The following is a 14,458-nucleotide window of genomic DNA, read 5'->3' as shown; positions in this document are numbered from 1 at the left end:
TCATGCACCCCGCTTTCCTCTACCTACCCGGCGAACGTCTGAGCGAGAGCGAGCTCAGCGCCGCACGGATCGACGGCCATGTCGTCGAGGTGGGTGACGCCTACATCCCGGCCGACCTGGTCGCAGGACCCGACGTCCGCGCGAGCTCGGTGGCCGCACTCGTCCAGCCGGGCACGGCCGCCTGCACGCAGACGGCCGCATGGATCCACGGCGCCGGAGACGCTCCCCCGGTCGTTCATCATGTGAGGCGCTGTATCGAACGTCGGATCCGACCGATCACGAGTGCGCGCCTGGTCTTCCACGACACCGTGCTGCCTGACGCCGATGTCGAGCTGATCGGTGGCGTTCCGGTCTCGACACCGGGGCGCACGATGCTCGACCTCGCCACGACGCTCCATCGCGACCCTCGCGTCCTGGTCTGGATGGACCGACTCGCCGTCGCGGTCCCCGGCACCGCGGAGCTGGCTGTTGTCGCTCTGCGCGACCTGCGGAGAGTGCCGGGGAGCCGTGTCGGGCTGGCCGCGCTGGAGCGACTCGCGCTCAGGAGGAGGTGACGCGATAGACGTCGTAGACGGCGTCGATACGTCGGACGGCGTTGAGCACGCGGTCCAGGTGCACCGCGTCGCCCATCTCGAACACGAATCGGCTGAGTGCCAACCGCTCGTCCGTCGTCGTCACCGTGGCAGAGAGGATGTTGACGTGGTGTTCGCTGAGGACACGCGTCACGTCGGAGAGGAGCCCCGACCGGTCGAGAGCCTCGACCTGGATCTGAACGCGGAACACGCTCTTCGTGGTCGGAGCCCAGGACACCTCGACGAAACGATCCTGCTCGGATTCCAACGCCTTCACGTTCACGCAGTCCGCCCGGTGGACCGATACTCCGCTGCCGCGAGTGACGAAGCCGACGATCTGGTCGCCGGGCACCGGGGTGCAGCACTTCGCGAGCTTCACGAGGATGTCGTTGGCCCCCCGGACGAGCACGCCCGAGTCACCGGAACGCGGCTCCCGGCTCGGTACGCTGCCCGGCAGGTCGATGGCACCGGTCGTCGGGTCGTTCGCCGCCACCAGGGCGGTGACCTTCTCCAGGACCGACTGCGTCGAGACATGGCCCTCACCGACGGCGGCGTAGAGCGCGGAGACGTCTTCGTAGTGCATCCCCCGAGCCACCTCGGCGAAAGAGTCGTGGCTCATCAGACGCTGCAGCGGCAGGTTCTGTCGACGCATCGCTCGTGCGATGGCCTCCTTGCCCTGCTCGATCGCTTCCTCGCGGCGCTCTTTCGTGAACCAGCCACGGATCTTGTTGCGGGCGCGCGTGCTCGCGACGAAGCCGAGCCAATCCTGGCTGGGACCGGCGTCGGGGTTCTTCGACGTGAAGACCTCGACGACGTCACCGCTCTTGAGCTCCGACTCCAGCGGCACGAGTCGGCCGTTGACCTTGGCACCCATGGTGCGGTGGCCGATCTCGGTGTGGACGGCGTACGCGAAGTCGACCGGAGTGGCACCCGACGGGAGACCGATCACGCGCCCCTTCGGTGTGAAGACGTACACCTCCTTCGCGCCGATCTCGAAACGCAGGGACTCGAGGAACTCGCCCGGGTCGGCGGTCTCCGCCTGCCAGTCCGAGATGTGGGCGAGCCACGCCATGTCGGTGTCGGAGGCGCGCACCTCGGTCTTGCCGCCGCCGTTCATCCGCTCCTTGTACATCCAGTGCGCGGCCACTCCGTACTCGGCCTGCTGGTGCATCTCGTGGGTGCGGATCTGGATCTCCACGGTTCGGCCCGACGGACCGATCACCGTCGTGTGGAGCGACTGGTAGAGGTTGAACTTCGGCGTGGCGATGTAGTCCTTGAACCGTCCGGGCAGCGGTGTCCACCGTGCGTGGATCGCGCCGAGGACCGCATAGCAGTCGCGCACGGAGGCGACGAGCACGCGGATGCCGATCAGATCGTAGATGTCGTCGAACTCCCGACCGCGGATGACCATCTTCTGGTACACCGAGTAGAGCTGCTTCGGACGGCCGACGACCTTGCCGCGGATCCGGAGGTCGCGCAGGTCTTCGTCGATCTCCTCGACGACCTGGTTCAGGTACTTCTCCCGCTGAGGCGTGCGCTGGGCGATGAGACTGTGGATCTCGTTGTAGATCTTCGGGTGCAGGACCGCGAACGAGAGATCCTCCAGTTCCGACTTGATCGCCTGGATACCGAGTCGATTCGCCAGCGGCGCGTAGATCTCGAGGGTCTCCTTGGCCTTCTTCGCCGCCTTCTCCGGCGGGACGAAGCCCCAGGTGCGCGCGTTGTGCAGGCGGTCGGCGAGCTTGATCAGCAGGACGCGGATGTCTTTCGACATCGCCACGATCATCTTGCGGACGGTCTCCGCCTGGGCGCTCTCACCGTACTTGACCTTGTCGAGCTTGGTGACGCCATCGACGAGCATCGCGACCTCGTCGCCGAACTCGGCAGTCAGATCAGTGAGCGCATAGCCCGTGTCCTCGACCGTGTCGTGCAGAAGGGCGGCCGCGATCGCTCGGGGACCGAGACCGAGCTCCGCGAGGATCTGAGCGACCGCGAGAGGGTGGGTGATGTACGGCTCACCGCTCTGACGCTTCTGCCCCTCGTGCTTCTCCTTGGCGACGGCATAGGCCCGCTCGATGACCGAGAAGTCACCCTTGGGGTGGTTCACACGCACCGTACGGATCAGATTGTCGAGGTCGTTGATCCTCGACGCGCGGGAGAAGATCCGGGGAACCAGTCGTCGCAGACTAGAACCCTGCGTCGGCGTCTGCGGTTCCGCCATCAACCCACCTCCCGATCAGTTCATCCTACGCGTGCTGTGCGGGCCCAGCTCCCGCTGCGGGCAGCCGATCAGGCTTCGACGGACGCCCTGCTGCGGGCGTCGCGGATGCGTGCGTCCCGCTCCTTGAGCTGCGGCTCGTTCTCGCGGAACAGCGAGTAGAGCGGCGCGGCCACGAACAGCGTCGAGTAGGTGGCCACCAGGATGCCGACGAAGATCGACAGGGAGATGTCGGTGAGCGATTCCGCACCGAGCCAGAAGGCACCGATGAAGAGCACCGCGCCGACCGGAAGGGCGGCGACGACAGACGTGTTGATCGAGCGCACGAGCGTCTGGTTCACCGCGAGGTTCACCGATTCACCGAACAAGCGGGCAGACTTCTCCCCGTCCTCCGTCGTATTCTCTCGAATCTTGTCGAAGACGACGGTGGTGTCATACAGGGAGTAGGCAAGGATCGTCAGGAAGCCGATCACCGCCGCCGGCGAGATCTCGAATCCGGCCAAGGCGTAGACGCCGACCGTGATCACGAGCACGTCGAGCAGGCCGATGATCGCCGCGGCCGACATCTTCCAGGTGCGGAAGTAGATCGCCAGGATCAGGAAGGTCAGGGCGAGGAAGATCGCGAGACCCCACAGTGACTGCTTGGTGACGTTCTCGCCCCACGCCGGACCGATGAACGACGAGGTGACGTTGGCGGCCTCGACGCCGTAGGCATCTGCGAGTGCGTCGGCGACCTGCTGCGTCTCGGCGGCGCTCATCTGGTCGGTCTGCACGCGGATGTCGGCGTTGTTCACGACGACGACCTTGGTCGAAGCACCGGGTACGACCGACTGCACGGCCTCGGTCGCGGCGCCCTGGTCGAGCGTCTCGGGCGCCTGCACCGTGAACTGCGACCCGCCGGTGAACTCGATCGAGAACTGGATGGGACGGAACAGCGGAACGAGCGCGGAACCGACCACGAGGGCGATCGCGATGATGAACCAGAGCCGACGCTTGCCGACGAACGGGAAGGAGGTCTTCCCCGAATACAGATTGTTGCCGAACTCATTCATGGAAGGCATCAGGCGTCTCCCTCACTTCCGGCGTTGGTCTGTCTGTCGCCCGCGAGCGCTTCCGCGCGTTTGCGTTCGGCAATGGTCTGTCGACGTTCTGCTTCGCCGCGGGACCGCGAGTTCTTCGCGCCGCGCCCGGCCGATGCCGTCGAGACCTCCCGGTACTGGGAGCGACTCCGATAGACGGCGCCGAGCGCCTCGGGGTCGAGACCTGACAGCTTGTGTCCCCCGCCGAAGAAGCGCGTGCGCGCGAGCAGTTGCATCACCGGGTGCGTGAAGATCACGAAGATGAACACGTCGATCAGGGTCGTGAGTCCGAGCGTGAACGCGAAGCCCTTCACAGTGGCGTCGGCGAGGATGTACAGCACGACAGCGGCGAGGACGTTGATCGACTTCGAGATGTAGATCGTCCGCTTCGCGCGACCCCAGCCGTCTTCCACGGCAGCCGTGATGGACTTGCCGTCGCGGAGTTCATCTCGTATTCGTTCGAAGTAGACGATGAACGAGTCGGCCGTGAAGCCGATCGAGACGATGAGACCCGCGACACCGGCGAGCGACAGGCGGAAGCCGATGCGCCAGGCCAGGATGCAGATGATGATGTAGGTCAAGATCGCCATCACCGCGATGGAGGCGATGATCACCGATCCGAGCGCGCGATAGACGATGAGTGAGTAGATCGCGACGAGGGCGAGACCGATGAGACCGGCGATCAGACCGATCTGCAGCTGCTGGGTACCGAGCGTCGCGGAGATCGTGTCGGAGCTCTGCACAGTGAAGCTGAGCGGCAGCGCACCGAACTTGAGCTGATCCGCGAGCGTGGTCGCGGTCTCCTGCGTGAAGCTGCCCGAGATGCTGGGGCGTCCGTCGAGGATGACGCCGTTCATGCGCGGCGCGCTGATCACGTCTCCATCGAGCACGAAGGCGAACTGATCGCGCGGCGAGAGCCCATCGATGCGGTTCTGGTTCAGGCGCGTGCTGACCTTGCCGAAGGCGTCTCCGCCCTCGCCGTTCATGGTGAGCTGGACGATCCAGGCGCCGGACTGCTGGTCGCGACCGGCGGAAGCGTCGGTGATGGCGGTGCCGTCGAGCTCGGCCGGGCCGAGCAGGAACTTCTGCGTGTCATCCGGCGAGCAGGCGATGACCGGCTCATCCTTCGGCGCGCGGGCCGGGTCGTTGTCGGGATTCGCGCAGTCGTATGCCTGGAACTCCGCCGCGAGCTTCTCGGTCACCCAGGAGAGATCGCTCGCATCGGTCGGCGTCGCGGTCGGCGTCGCGTTCAGGGTGGGATCCGGCGTCGGGAACGGCGTGGAGTTCCCGTCGTCGCCGACGAACTCGGTGCCCGCCGCGTTCGTGTAGAGCACGGGCCGAAGCTCGAGCTGTGCACTCGCCTGGATCCGCTCACGGGTCTGCGCGTCGGCCTCGCCCGGGATCTGGACGACGATGTTCTGCCCGCCCTCGGTCGTGATGTCGGCCTCAGCCACCCCCGACGCATCGACGCGTTGCCGGATGATCGCCGCGGCCTGGTCGAGCTGTTCCTGCGTGGGAGCAGCTCCATCTTCCGTCTCGGCGCTCAGGACGATCTGTGTGCCGCCCTGGAGGTCCAGCGCGAGCTCGGGTGTCCACGAACTCACCGGCGCGCCGTCAGCGTCCTTGAAGACGTACACACCGAGCGAGTTGATGCCGAAGAGCACACCGGTCACGAGGAGCAGGCCGAGGAGGACCCGCCAGGCGTGACGGACGGGAGAGGATGAAGCCACGTGTGTTCAGCTTTCTGAAAGGACGGAGATCCGGAGGGCCGTGTCGGCCGCGGACTTACTTGTCGTCGGCGTCCCGCTCGAGGCGGGCGCGGGTCTCCTCGGGAGTCTCGACCGGAGGCGCGGCCGGCTCGTCCGCATCCTGCTCCTCGACCGCGTCGACGGGCGTCTCGACGACGGCGTCCTTCGGTTCGACGACGCGCAGGATCGCCTGGCTGTGGACGTCGATGATCGTGCCGGGCGCGATCTCGACGAGCGCCGGGGTGTCGAGGTCCTCGGGGTCGTAGGAGACGATCGTGCCGTAGATGCCGCCCTGCAGGAGCACCTTGGCGCCGGGAACGGTCTTGGTCGCCTTCTCCTCCTGCTCGGCCTTCATCTGCTTCGTGCGCTTGCGCGTGTTGAAGATCATGAAGACGAGGAGGACGGCAAGAAGGCCGAAGAGCAGGAATTCCATGGGCATGGGGGAAGCGCCTTTCTCAGGTGCACGCTCCAGCCTTTGGGCGCGCGAAGGTATCCGGGAAGTCTTCAGTGATTATAGGTCATCCAACTTAAGCATCCCGTCCGGATGCGGAACGCCCAGGTGGGTGTATGCGTCGGGCATCGCCACACGGCCGCGCGGAGTCCGGCCCAGGAAGCCGATGCGCACGAGATACGGCTCGACCACGCTCTCCACGGTCTCGCCCTCTTCTCCGACGGCCACGGCGAGCGTGCTCAGGCCGACCGGACCTCCACGGAAGCGCCGCACGAGGGCATCGAGGACCGCCCGGTCGAGCCGATCGAGGCCGATCGCGTCCACGTCATAGAGCTCCAGCGCCGCCCGCACGTCGCCGATCGTGGCCGCGCCGTGGCCGTGCACGAGCGCATAGTCCCGGACTCGGCGGAGCAGACGGTTCGCGATACGCGGTGTGCCCCGAGAACGACGCGCGATCTCGGACAACGAGTCGGTCGGCAGGTCGACACCCAGCACCGCGGCGGAACGCGCGATGACCTGTTCCAACTCGGACTCCTCGTAGAACTCCAGGTGCCCCGTGAACCCGAAGCGGTCCCGCAGGGGATTGGGCAGCAGGCCGGAGCGGGTCGTCGCCCCCACGAGAGTGAACGGCGAGAGCTCGAGCGGGATGCTGGTCGCGCCCGCACCCTTCCCGACCATGATGTCGATCCGGTAGTCCTCCATCGCAAGGTAGAGCATCTCCTCCGCCGAGCGAGCCATGCGATGGATCTCGTCGATGAAGAGCACCTCCCCCGGCACCAGGCTCGACAGCAGCGCCGCCAGGTCGCCCGCGTGCTGGATCGCGGGGCCGCTCGAGAGACGCAGCGGCCGCTCGCTCTCGTGCGCGACGATCATCGCGAGGGTCGTCTTCCCGAGCCCCGGCGGGCCCGCCAGAAGGATGTGATCGGCCGGCCGGCTCTGGAGTCGCGCCGCTTCGAGGAGCAGCTGCAGCTGTCCTCGGACTTTCTGCTGCCCGACGAAGTCTCCGAGGCTCGTGGGGCGCAGTGCGCCCTCGATCGCGAGTTCGGTCTCGTCCGAGGGTTCCGATGCGTCGAGAGGGTCAGACATGCGGCTGGGCTCCCTTCGCCGGGCCCAACAGGGCGAGGGTGCGTCGGAGCAGCGCCGCGACAGATGCCCGCTCCGCCTCCGTGGCCTCCTCTGCCGTCTGGGCTGCCGCTTCGGCGGCGATCTTCTCCGACCACCCCAAGCCGACCAGGGCGGCGGAGACCTGGGTGACGACATCGGTGTTCCCCGCGGCGACGGACCTGGACGGGGCGGCGAACGCCTGCACCTTGCCCGCGAGCTGAAGCACGATGAGCTTGGCCGTCTTCGGGCCGATCCCGGAGACACGCCGGAACGGTGCATCGTCCTCGGCGGTGACGGCCTCCGCGATCTGATCGGTGGTGAGGTGCGACAGCACGCCGAGCGCCGACTTCGGCCCGACTCCGGTCACCCCGATCAGGAGTCCGAAGATCTCGAGTTCGCCGCGGTCCGCGAAGCCGAACAGCGACAGGGAGTCCTCTCGCACGATGAGACTCGTGTGCAGGAGGAGCTTCTCCCCCGCCGTGGCGGTGTGCGCGACATCGGCCGGGACGGCGACGGCGAACCCGACCCCGCCCACATCGATGACGACCTGATCGGACGTCGCGTGCAGAACGACGCCGTGCAGAGAGGAGATCATCGTCTCAGCCTACGGTGTCGCTCGTAGCTATGTTCGAGCGACACGCTCCGCCGCGGCCCAGGCGCGTTGCGCGGGCGTCAACGCGCTCTGACCGGATGTGGTCGGTCCTCCGCGACGCCAGGCATGACAGAGCGCGATCGCCAGCGCATCCGCCGCGTCGGCGGGCTGGGGCAGCGCATCCAGACGCAGGATCCGCGCGATCATGGTCTGCACCTGCCGCTTGTCGGCGGCGCCGTACCCGGTGACGGCCGCTTTCACTTCGCTCGGGGTATGCGTGGCGGCCGGCAACCCGGACTCGGACGCGATCAGCAGCGCAATCCCGCTGGCCTGCGCCGTGCCCATCACCGTGTGCGTGTTCTGCTGAGCGAACACCCGCTCGACGGCGACGGCATCGGGCCGGTGCTCAGCGATCACGGCGCGGATCCCTGCGGCGACGATCGCGAGGCGATCACCGATCTCCGCATCCGGCGACGATCGGATGACCCCCACGTGAACGAGGGATCCCCGACGGGAACGGTCGACGTCCACGACACCGACACCGCACCGGGTCAGGCCCGGGTCGATGCCGAGCACGCGCAGAGAGGAAGCCACTCCCCCAGGCTAGGCGGCGGAGCGGACACCGGGGGTCCGGCGCGCCTAGGCCTCGTCGTTCTCCAGCTCGGCCTGGACCTCGGTGCTCAGGTCGAAGTTCGTGAAGACGTTCTGCACGTCTTCACTGTCTTCGAGCGCATCGATGAGACGGAAGACCTTGCGTGCGGTATCGGCGTCGATCTCGACCTTGAGGTTCGGAACGAACTCGACGTCAGCGGATTCGTAGTCGATCCCCGCTTCCTGGAGCGCGGTGCGCACGGCCACCAGGTCGGTCGCCTCGGTGATGATCTCGAAGCCCTCCGCGTGCGGCTCGATCTCCTCGGCGCCCGCCTCGAGCGCGGCCATCATGACGTCATCCTCGGTGGTGCCCTCGGAGCCGACGACGATGACGCCCTTGCGGCTGAAGTTGTAGGCGACGCTACCCGGATCGGCCAGAGTGCCGCCGTTGCGGCTGAGAGCCGTACGCACCTCTGCGGCCGCACGGTTCTTGTTGTCGGTCAGACACTCGATCATGAGGGCGACGCCGTTGGGTCCATAGCCTTCGTACATGATCGAGAGGTATTCGACGGCCTCGCCGCCGATGCCCGCACCGCGCTTCACCGCACGGTCGATGTTGTCCTTGGGGACCGAGGTCTTCTTGGCCTTCTGCACCGCGTCGAAGAGCGTCGGGTTGCCCGCAAGATCGGGACCGCCGAGCTTCGCCGCGACCTCGATGTTCTTGATGAGCTTGGCCCAGGACTTCGCGCGCCTGGAGTCGATGATGGCTTTCTTGTGCTTCGTGGTCGCCCACTTGGAATGCCCGGACATAAGTCTCCGCTCGTCGTATCCGCCCCGGAGCGTGCCCAGGGCATCGACCATTCTATCGAAAAGCCACGATTGCCCGAGTGGCGTCCACTGCGGCCGACCGCACGGCCGTCAGTCGCGCGGGTCTCGCGCGGGCAGCCACGGCGACCGTGCCGGCCGCGCGTGACCTCTGGTGCGATCGGGCCGCCGGGTGTAGGCCTGAGGCATGAAAGAGACGGCTCCCGACGACCGGACCCGCGCACTCGAGACGGCGCACCGTACCGCGCTCCGCTTCCTCGACTCGGTGACCGAACGGCCGGTGTGGCCGAGGGCTTCGCTCGACGAGATGCTCACCGCCTTCGGGGGCCCGCTCCCGGAACATGGCGTGGACGCCGCGGCAGTCGTGGAGGAGATGGCCGTGCTCGCCGACCCCGGACTCGTCGCGATCCCCGGCGGCCGGTTCTTCGGTTTCGTGATCGGCGGAAGCCATCCGGCAGCCCTGGCCGCGGACTGGCTCGTCTCGGCGTGGGATCAGAACTCGGGCTCGTCGACTCTCACGCCGGCCACTGTGGCGATGGAACGCATCGCCGGGCAATGGATGCTCGAGGCCTTCGGGCTCCCCGCGACCGCCAGCGTCGGCTTCGTCACGGGCGGGCAGCTCGCCAACTTCACCTGCCTCACCGCCGCGCGACACTCTGTGCTGGCGCGCGCGGGGTGGGACATCGCCGAGCAGGGATTCCACGGGTCTCCGCCGCTGCGTTTCGTCGTCGGCAGCCACCGGCACGGGTCCATCGACCGCGCCGCCCGGTTCCTCGGGATCGGACGTGCGGAACTCACGATCGTCCCGACCGACGGCCAAGGGCGCATGAGTCCGGAGGCGCTCGATCAGGCACTCGTCGGCGCGGAGGGACCCCTCATCGTGTGCCTGCAGGCGGGAGAGGTGCACACCGGCGCCTTCGACGACTTCGCGGCGTTGATCCCCCTCGCCCGCCGGCACGGTGCATGGATCCACGTCGACGGCGCGTTCGGACTGTGGGCTGCGGCGTCTCCCGGGCTGAGCCACCTCACCGCCGGCATGGCGGACGCCGACTCCTGGGCGACCGACGCGCACAAGACGCTTAACGTGCCGTACGACTGCGGCATGGCGATCGTGCGCGACCCGGCCGACTCGATCGCCGCGTTCCGCACCGGAGGCGACTATCTGATCTATTCGGGGCTCGACCCGTGGGATGTCACCCCGGAACTCTCTCGACGCGCCCGCGGGGTTCCCGCGTGGGCCGCACTGCGCAGTCTCGGTCGGTCGGGCATCGCGGACCTGATCGACCGCCTGCATGCGAACGCCGTCGCGATGGCGGCGGGGCTCCGAACAGTGGAGTCGGTGGAAGTCATCAACGACGTCGACTACACACAGGTGATGTTCCGCCTCGGCTCCGACGAAGCGACGCGTGCGCTCGGCGCGGCGATCCTCGTCGACGGGACGGCCGCGATGACGGGTGCCGAATGGGAAGGTCGTGCGGCTCTGCGGTGCTCGATGTCGTCCTGGGCGACCACCCCGGAAGACATCGTCCGCACGGTCGAAGCCATCCGCGGCCTGGTCGCCGCAGGGTCGCCCGCCGGTTGACCGAGACCGTGGGCTCCACATCCGGTTGCCCGCTCCGCACATCGTTCCCTCGGAAGACCGGCGCACATGGCGCAGGATGGACACATGCGCAGATCGCGACACATCACTCCTGCCTCCCGCTCTTCGGACGTGCGGAACGGCGAGCCGACGCCGGCCGACTCCCTGCGGTACCTGCTCCATCTCCCGGACGACTACGACGCCGACCCCGACCGACGGTGGCCACTCGTCCTGTTCCTGCATGGTTCGGGTGAGCGCGGTACCGACGTCGAGCTCGCCGCCGTGCACGGTCCGCCGAGTCTGGCGGATGCCGGGCAGGAGTTCCCCTTCGTCCTCGTCACGCCTCAGTGCGGCGAATCGAGTCAGTGGGTCGCCGAGCTCTCGACGTTGTCCGTCCTGCTCGACGAGGTCGTCGCGGCGCACCGCATCGATGCGTCCCGCATATCGGTGACAGGACTCAGCATGGGCGGATTCGGGGCCTGGAGCCTGGCGGTGCGCTATCCCGACCGGTTCGCGTCGATCGCGCCGATCTGCGGAGGACTCTGGATGCAGAGCGCTGCGCCGCTCCGTGACATCCCCGTCTGGACTTTCCACGGTGATGCCGACGATGTCGTGCCGATCTCCGCCACGGAACAGATCGTCAGCGAACTCCGGGGCCTCGGTGCCGACGCCCGGTTCACTCGATATGCAGGCGTCGGTCACGATTCCTGGACCGAGACCTATGAGAGCCCCGAGCTGTACGACTGGCTCCTCTCTCACCGGCGCCAGGTCTGACCCGGACCCTCGGCCGGACCTAGGCGCTCTGCGGAGCCCTCGTGCGGTGCCGCGACTCCACCAGTGCGAGGAAGCGTTCGTGAAAGCGGTGCTCCCCCGTGATCTCGGGGTGGAAGCTCAGCCCGAGCAGACTCCCCTGCTCCACCGCGACCACGCGTCCGTCGGGCAGCGCCGCGAGCACCGTCGCACGCGGACCGACCGACTCGACCACGGGCCCGCGGATGAAGGCCGCCGAGACAGGGGCCGCGCCGAACGCGGGAACCTCGAGTTCGGCCTCGAACGACTCGACCTGGCGACCGAAGGCGTTCCGGCGCACGACGACGTCGAGCCCTCCGAACGACTCCTGCCCGTCGATCGCGTCGACGATTCCATCGGCGAGCATGATCAAGCCCGCGCAGGTGCCGAGCACCGGCATGCCCGAGGCGATCGCGCCGCGGATCGGCTCCTGCATGCCGAAGATCCGGGAGAGCTTGTCGATCACGCTCGACTCGCCCCCCGGGATCACGAGTCCGTCGACCGCGGCGAGCTCGTCGGGGCGACGCACCGGAGTGGCATCGGCGCCGAGTCCCGTCAGCAGGGCGACATGCTCGCGCACGTCGCCCTGCAATGCGAGGACGCCGACCCGGGCGCTACCAGCCACGCTCGGCGAGACGGTGAGGTGCCGGGAGGTCGCTCACGTTGATGCCGACCATCGCCTCGCCCAGCCCACGCGAAACCTCGGCGATGACCTTGGCGTCGTCGTAGAAGGTGGTCGCCTTGACGATGGCCTTGGCGCGCTCTGCCGGGTTGCCCGACTTGAAGATGCCGGAGCCGACGAAGACGCCGTCGGCGCCGAGCTGCATCATCATCGCGGCATCGGCGGGGGTCGCGACCCCTCCGGCGACGAACAGCACGACCGGGAGCTTGCCGGTCTCTGCGACCTCGGCGACGAGTTCGTACGGCGCCTGCAACTCCTTCGCGGCGACGAAGAGCTCGTCCTTGGGAAGTGCGGCGAGTGCGGCGATCTCTCCGCGGATCTTGCGGATGTGCTTCATCGCCTCGGAGACGTCACCGGTCCCGGCCTCGCCCTTGGAACGGATCATCGCCGCCCCCTCGTTGATGCGGCGGAGCGCCTCGCCGAGGTTGGTCGCGCCGCACACGAACGGCACCGTGAAGCCGTACTTGTCGATGTGGTTGACGTAGTCGGCCGGTGAGAGCACCTCGGACTCGTCGATGTAGTCCACACCGAGCTCCTGCAGCACCTGCGCCTCGACGAAGTGCCCGATGCGGGCCTTGGCCATCACGGGGATGGAGACGGCGTCGATGATGCTGTCGATCATGTCGGGGTCGCTCATCCGGGAGACACCGCCCTGCGCACGGATGTCCGCCGGCACACGCTCGAGAGCCATCACGGCGACGGCGCCCGCGTCTTCGGCGATCTTCGCCTGCTCTGCCGTGACGACGTCCATGATGACGCCGCCCTTGAGCATCTCGGCGAGGCCGCGCTTGACGCGCGCGGATCCGGTGGTTGTCTGCTCTGCCATGGGGAACTCCTGTCGGATGCACCGAAGTCGGGTTTGATCTAGGTCAAACATAGCACTGTCCGATTCGACCTAGAATCACAGAGGAGGACCATGAGCTACCAGATCACCGGGACGACCGCAGCGGACATCGCCGACAGCGTTCGTTCCTTGCGCGACCGCGGAATCCTCCGGGTCGGTGCTGTCCTCCCCCCGGTGCGCGAACTCGCTGCCACGCTCGGCGTCAACCGCAACACGGCTGTGGCCGCGTACCGGCAGCTCGCCCAGGCCGGCCTCGTCGTCTCGCGCGGGCGTGCGGGCACCGTCGTGGCGGGTCTCGAATCGGTGGCCCAGGAAGGATACGCGCCCGACACGGTCCTTCGCGACATCGGCACGGGCAACCCCGATCCCCGGCTCATCCCCGACCCGGCACCCGCACTGATGACGATCGCCTCCCGTCCCGTGCTCTACGGCGAACCCGTGATCGATCGTGGCCTCGAAGAATGGTCCCGGCAGTGGATCTCGTCCGATCTCCGCGCCGACGACTTCCGGATCACGGTGACGAGCGGTGCCGTCGACGCGGTCGAGCGTCTGCTCGCGCAGGCACTCATGCGCGACGACGCCGTGGCACTCGAAGACCCCTGCTTCCTCGCGAGCATCCACACGGTGCGTCTGGGCGGCTACCGGGCGGTCCCCGTGCCCGTCGACGGCGAAGGCATGACCGTCGACGGACTGCGAGCAGCGCTGGACGCGGGCGTCCGCGCCATCATCTGCACACCGCGCGCACAGAACCCGACCGGGGCGAGCCTCACGGCTACCCGGGCGGCCGAGCTTCGCGCGGTCCTCGCCGACCATCCGTACGTGCTGATCATCGAGGACGACCACTTCTCGATGCTGTCGCAGCGGCCCTACGAGTCCCTCATCGGCGCCGAGCACAGACGGTTCGCCCTCGTGCGGTCGGTGTCGAAGTTCCTCGGACCCGACATGTGCCTCGCGATCGCGGCGACGGATGCCGAGACCGCGGAACGGCTTGCGATGCGCCTGAGCCCGGGAACCACGTGGGTCAGTCACCTCTTGCAACGCCTCGCGCTGACGCAACTGACCGACGAGACGGTCAGGACCGAGGTCGCCGCGGCGGCCGCGCACTATGCCGAGCGGAACGCGTCGTTCGTCGAGAGACTGCGCGCGCACGGGATCGACGCGACCGAGTCCGACGGTCTCAGCCTGTGGGTGGAGCTGTCGCAACCCGCGCGGACGGTTGCCGATCGACTCATGCGACGCGGGTGGCTCGCCCGCACTGGAGACGACTTCGCGCTCGACGAACGCGCGGAGCCCTCCCACCACCTGCGTCTGACCGTTCACGACCTGTCCGATGCCGACGCGGAGACGCTCGTCGCTGACCTCGTCGCCGCCGGACGATGACCAC

14 protein-coding genes are annotated in these 14,458 nt (G+C 67.7%); 4 read left to right on the top strand and 10 right to left on the bottom strand.

Annotation, left to right across the window (positions count from 1 at the left end; translation table 11 throughout):
- The first annotated feature begins 2 nt into the window (after positions 1–2).
- Positions 3–554 carry a type IV toxin-antitoxin system AbiEi family antitoxin gene (locus LVJ59_RS01945; RefSeq protein WP_232761817.1) on the top strand — a complete coding sequence of 184 codons (552 nt, stop codon included), beginning with the start codon at positions 3–5 and terminating at the stop codon, positions 552–554.
- Here the strand turns inward: LVJ59_RS01945 and LVJ59_RS01940 are convergent.
- The 8 genes from LVJ59_RS01940 to LVJ59_RS01905 form a co-directional block, all read right to left on the bottom strand.
- The gene (locus LVJ59_RS01940; protein WP_232761816.1) at positions 541–2,793 is read right to left on the bottom strand and encodes a bifunctional (p)ppGpp synthetase/guanosine-3',5'-bis(diphosphate) 3'-pyrophosphohydrolase; all 2,253 of its coding nucleotides are present in this window, start codon (positions 2,791–2,793) and stop codon (positions 541–543) included. The two genes, LVJ59_RS01945 and LVJ59_RS01940, sit on opposite strands and share 14 nt — an antisense overlap.
- A 68-nt stretch (positions 2,794–2,861) precedes the next feature.
- Entirely contained in the window at positions 2,862–3,851 is a 990-nt protein-coding gene (gene secF, locus LVJ59_RS01935) for a protein translocase subunit SecF (RefSeq protein WP_047519491.1), read from the bottom strand.
- Positions 3,851–5,599, bottom strand: a complete 1,749-nt coding sequence (gene secD / locus LVJ59_RS01930; RefSeq protein WP_232761815.1) for a protein translocase subunit SecD — start codon at positions 5,597–5,599, stop codon at positions 3,851–3,853. Before secD ends, secF begins: the two co-directional genes overlap by 1 nt.
- Before the next feature lie 55 nt (positions 5,600–5,654).
- Positions 5,655–6,056 carry a preprotein translocase subunit YajC gene (gene yajC / locus LVJ59_RS01925; protein WP_372491375.1) on the bottom strand — a complete coding sequence of 134 codons (402 nt, stop codon included), beginning with the start codon at positions 6,054–6,056 and terminating at the stop codon, positions 5,655–5,657.
- 72 nt (positions 6,057–6,128) lie between these two features.
- Entirely contained in the window at positions 6,129–7,154 is a 1,026-nt protein-coding gene (gene ruvB / locus LVJ59_RS01920) for a Holliday junction branch migration DNA helicase RuvB (protein ID WP_047519487.1), read from the bottom strand.
- Positions 7,147–7,767: a Holliday junction branch migration protein RuvA gene (gene ruvA, locus LVJ59_RS01915; RefSeq protein WP_232761814.1), complete on the bottom strand. Its 621-nt coding sequence runs from the start codon at positions 7,765–7,767 to the stop codon at positions 7,147–7,149. The genes ruvB and ruvA overlap by 8 nt, the downstream gene beginning before the upstream one ends.
- A gap of 27 nt (positions 7,768–7,794) precedes the next feature.
- Positions 7,795–8,358, bottom strand: a complete 564-nt coding sequence (ruvC, locus tag LVJ59_RS01910) for a crossover junction endodeoxyribonuclease RuvC (RefSeq protein WP_232761813.1) — start codon at positions 8,356–8,358, stop codon at positions 7,795–7,797.
- A gap of 45 nt (positions 8,359–8,403) precedes the next feature.
- Complete coding sequence (locus LVJ59_RS01905) at positions 8,404–9,165, bottom strand: YebC/PmpR family DNA-binding transcriptional regulator (RefSeq protein WP_047519481.1); 762 nt, start codon at positions 9,163–9,165, stop codon at positions 8,404–8,406.
- A gap of 202 nt (positions 9,166–9,367) precedes the next feature.
- Between LVJ59_RS01905 and LVJ59_RS01900 the strand changes: the two genes are divergently transcribed.
- Positions 9,368–10,762, top strand: coding sequence for an aminotransferase class V-fold PLP-dependent enzyme (locus tag LVJ59_RS01900; protein ID WP_232761812.1), 1,395 nt, complete (start codon positions 9,368–9,370; stop codon positions 10,760–10,762).
- Positions 10,763–10,846: 84 nt separating this feature from the next.
- On the top strand, positions 10,847–11,533 hold the full coding sequence (locus tag LVJ59_RS01895) for an alpha/beta hydrolase-fold protein (protein WP_232761811.1): 687 nt from the start codon (positions 10,847–10,849) through the stop codon (positions 11,531–11,533).
- 19 nt (positions 11,534–11,552) lie between these two features.
- Here LVJ59_RS01895 and pdxT read toward each other — a convergent pair whose 3' ends face one another.
- Both pdxT and pdxS read right to left on the bottom strand, forming a co-directional pair.
- Positions 11,553–12,173, bottom strand: a complete 621-nt coding sequence (pdxT, locus tag LVJ59_RS01890) for a pyridoxal 5'-phosphate synthase glutaminase subunit PdxT (protein WP_232761810.1) — start codon at positions 12,171–12,173, stop codon at positions 11,553–11,555.
- Entirely contained in the window at positions 12,163–13,056 is an 894-nt protein-coding gene (pdxS, locus tag LVJ59_RS01885; protein WP_232761809.1) for a pyridoxal 5'-phosphate synthase lyase subunit PdxS, read from the bottom strand. Before pdxS ends, pdxT begins: the two co-directional genes overlap by 11 nt.
- 90 nt (positions 13,057–13,146) lie before the next feature.
- Here pdxS and LVJ59_RS01880 point away from each other — a divergent pair, with 90 nt between their 5' ends.
- Complete coding sequence (locus LVJ59_RS01880) at positions 13,147–14,454, top strand: aminotransferase class I/II-fold pyridoxal phosphate-dependent enzyme (protein WP_232761808.1); 1,308 nt, start codon at positions 13,147–13,149, stop codon at positions 14,452–14,454.
- Positions 14,455–14,458: the final 4 nt, after the last annotated feature.

It is taken from the genome of Microbacterium sp. KKR3/1 (assembly GCF_021272365.1).
Lineage (GTDB): Bacteria > Actinomycetota > Actinomycetes > Actinomycetales > Microbacteriaceae > Microbacterium > Microbacterium aurugineum.
Note: the sequence above shows the minus strand (reverse complement) of the source record. Positions and strands in the feature narration are given on the sequence as shown.

Bases quoted from the DNA above. Each gene is read 5' to 3' on its own strand.
- LVJ59_RS01945 (WP_232761817.1), top strand. From the start codon at position 3: ATGCACCCCGCTTTCCTCTACCTACCCGGCGAACGTCTGAGCGAGAGC.
- LVJ59_RS01940 (WP_232761816.1), bottom strand. From the start codon at position 2,793: ATGGCGGAACCGCAGACGCCGACGCAGGGTTCTAGTCTGCGACGACTG.
- secF (WP_047519491.1), bottom strand. From the start codon at position 3,851: ATGCCTTCCATGAATGAGTTCGGCAACAATCTGTATTCGGGGAAGACC.
- yajC (WP_372491375.1), bottom strand. From the start codon at position 6,056: ATGCCCATGGAATTCCTGCTCTTCGGCCTTCTTGCCGTCCTCCTCGTC.
- ruvB (WP_047519487.1), bottom strand. From the start codon at position 7,154: ATGTCTGACCCTCTCGACGCATCGGAACCCTCGGACGAGACCGAACTC.
- ruvA (WP_232761814.1), bottom strand. From the start codon at position 7,767: ATGATCTCCTCTCTGCACGGCGTCGTTCTGCACGCGACGTCCGATCAG.
- LVJ59_RS01905 (WP_047519481.1), bottom strand. From the start codon at position 9,165: ATGTCCGGGCATTCCAAGTGGGCGACCACGAAGCACAAGAAAGCCATC.
- LVJ59_RS01900 (WP_232761812.1), top strand. From the start codon at position 9,368: ATGAAAGAGACGGCTCCCGACGACCGGACCCGCGCACTCGAGACGGCG.
- LVJ59_RS01895 (WP_232761811.1), top strand. From the start codon at position 10,847: ATGCGCAGATCGCGACACATCACTCCTGCCTCCCGCTCTTCGGACGTG.
- pdxS (WP_232761809.1), bottom strand. From the start codon at position 13,056: ATGGCAGAGCAGACAACCACCGGATCCGCGCGCGTCAAGCGCGGCCTC.
- LVJ59_RS01880 (WP_232761808.1), top strand. From the start codon at position 13,147: ATGAGCTACCAGATCACCGGGACGACCGCAGCGGACATCGCCGACAGC.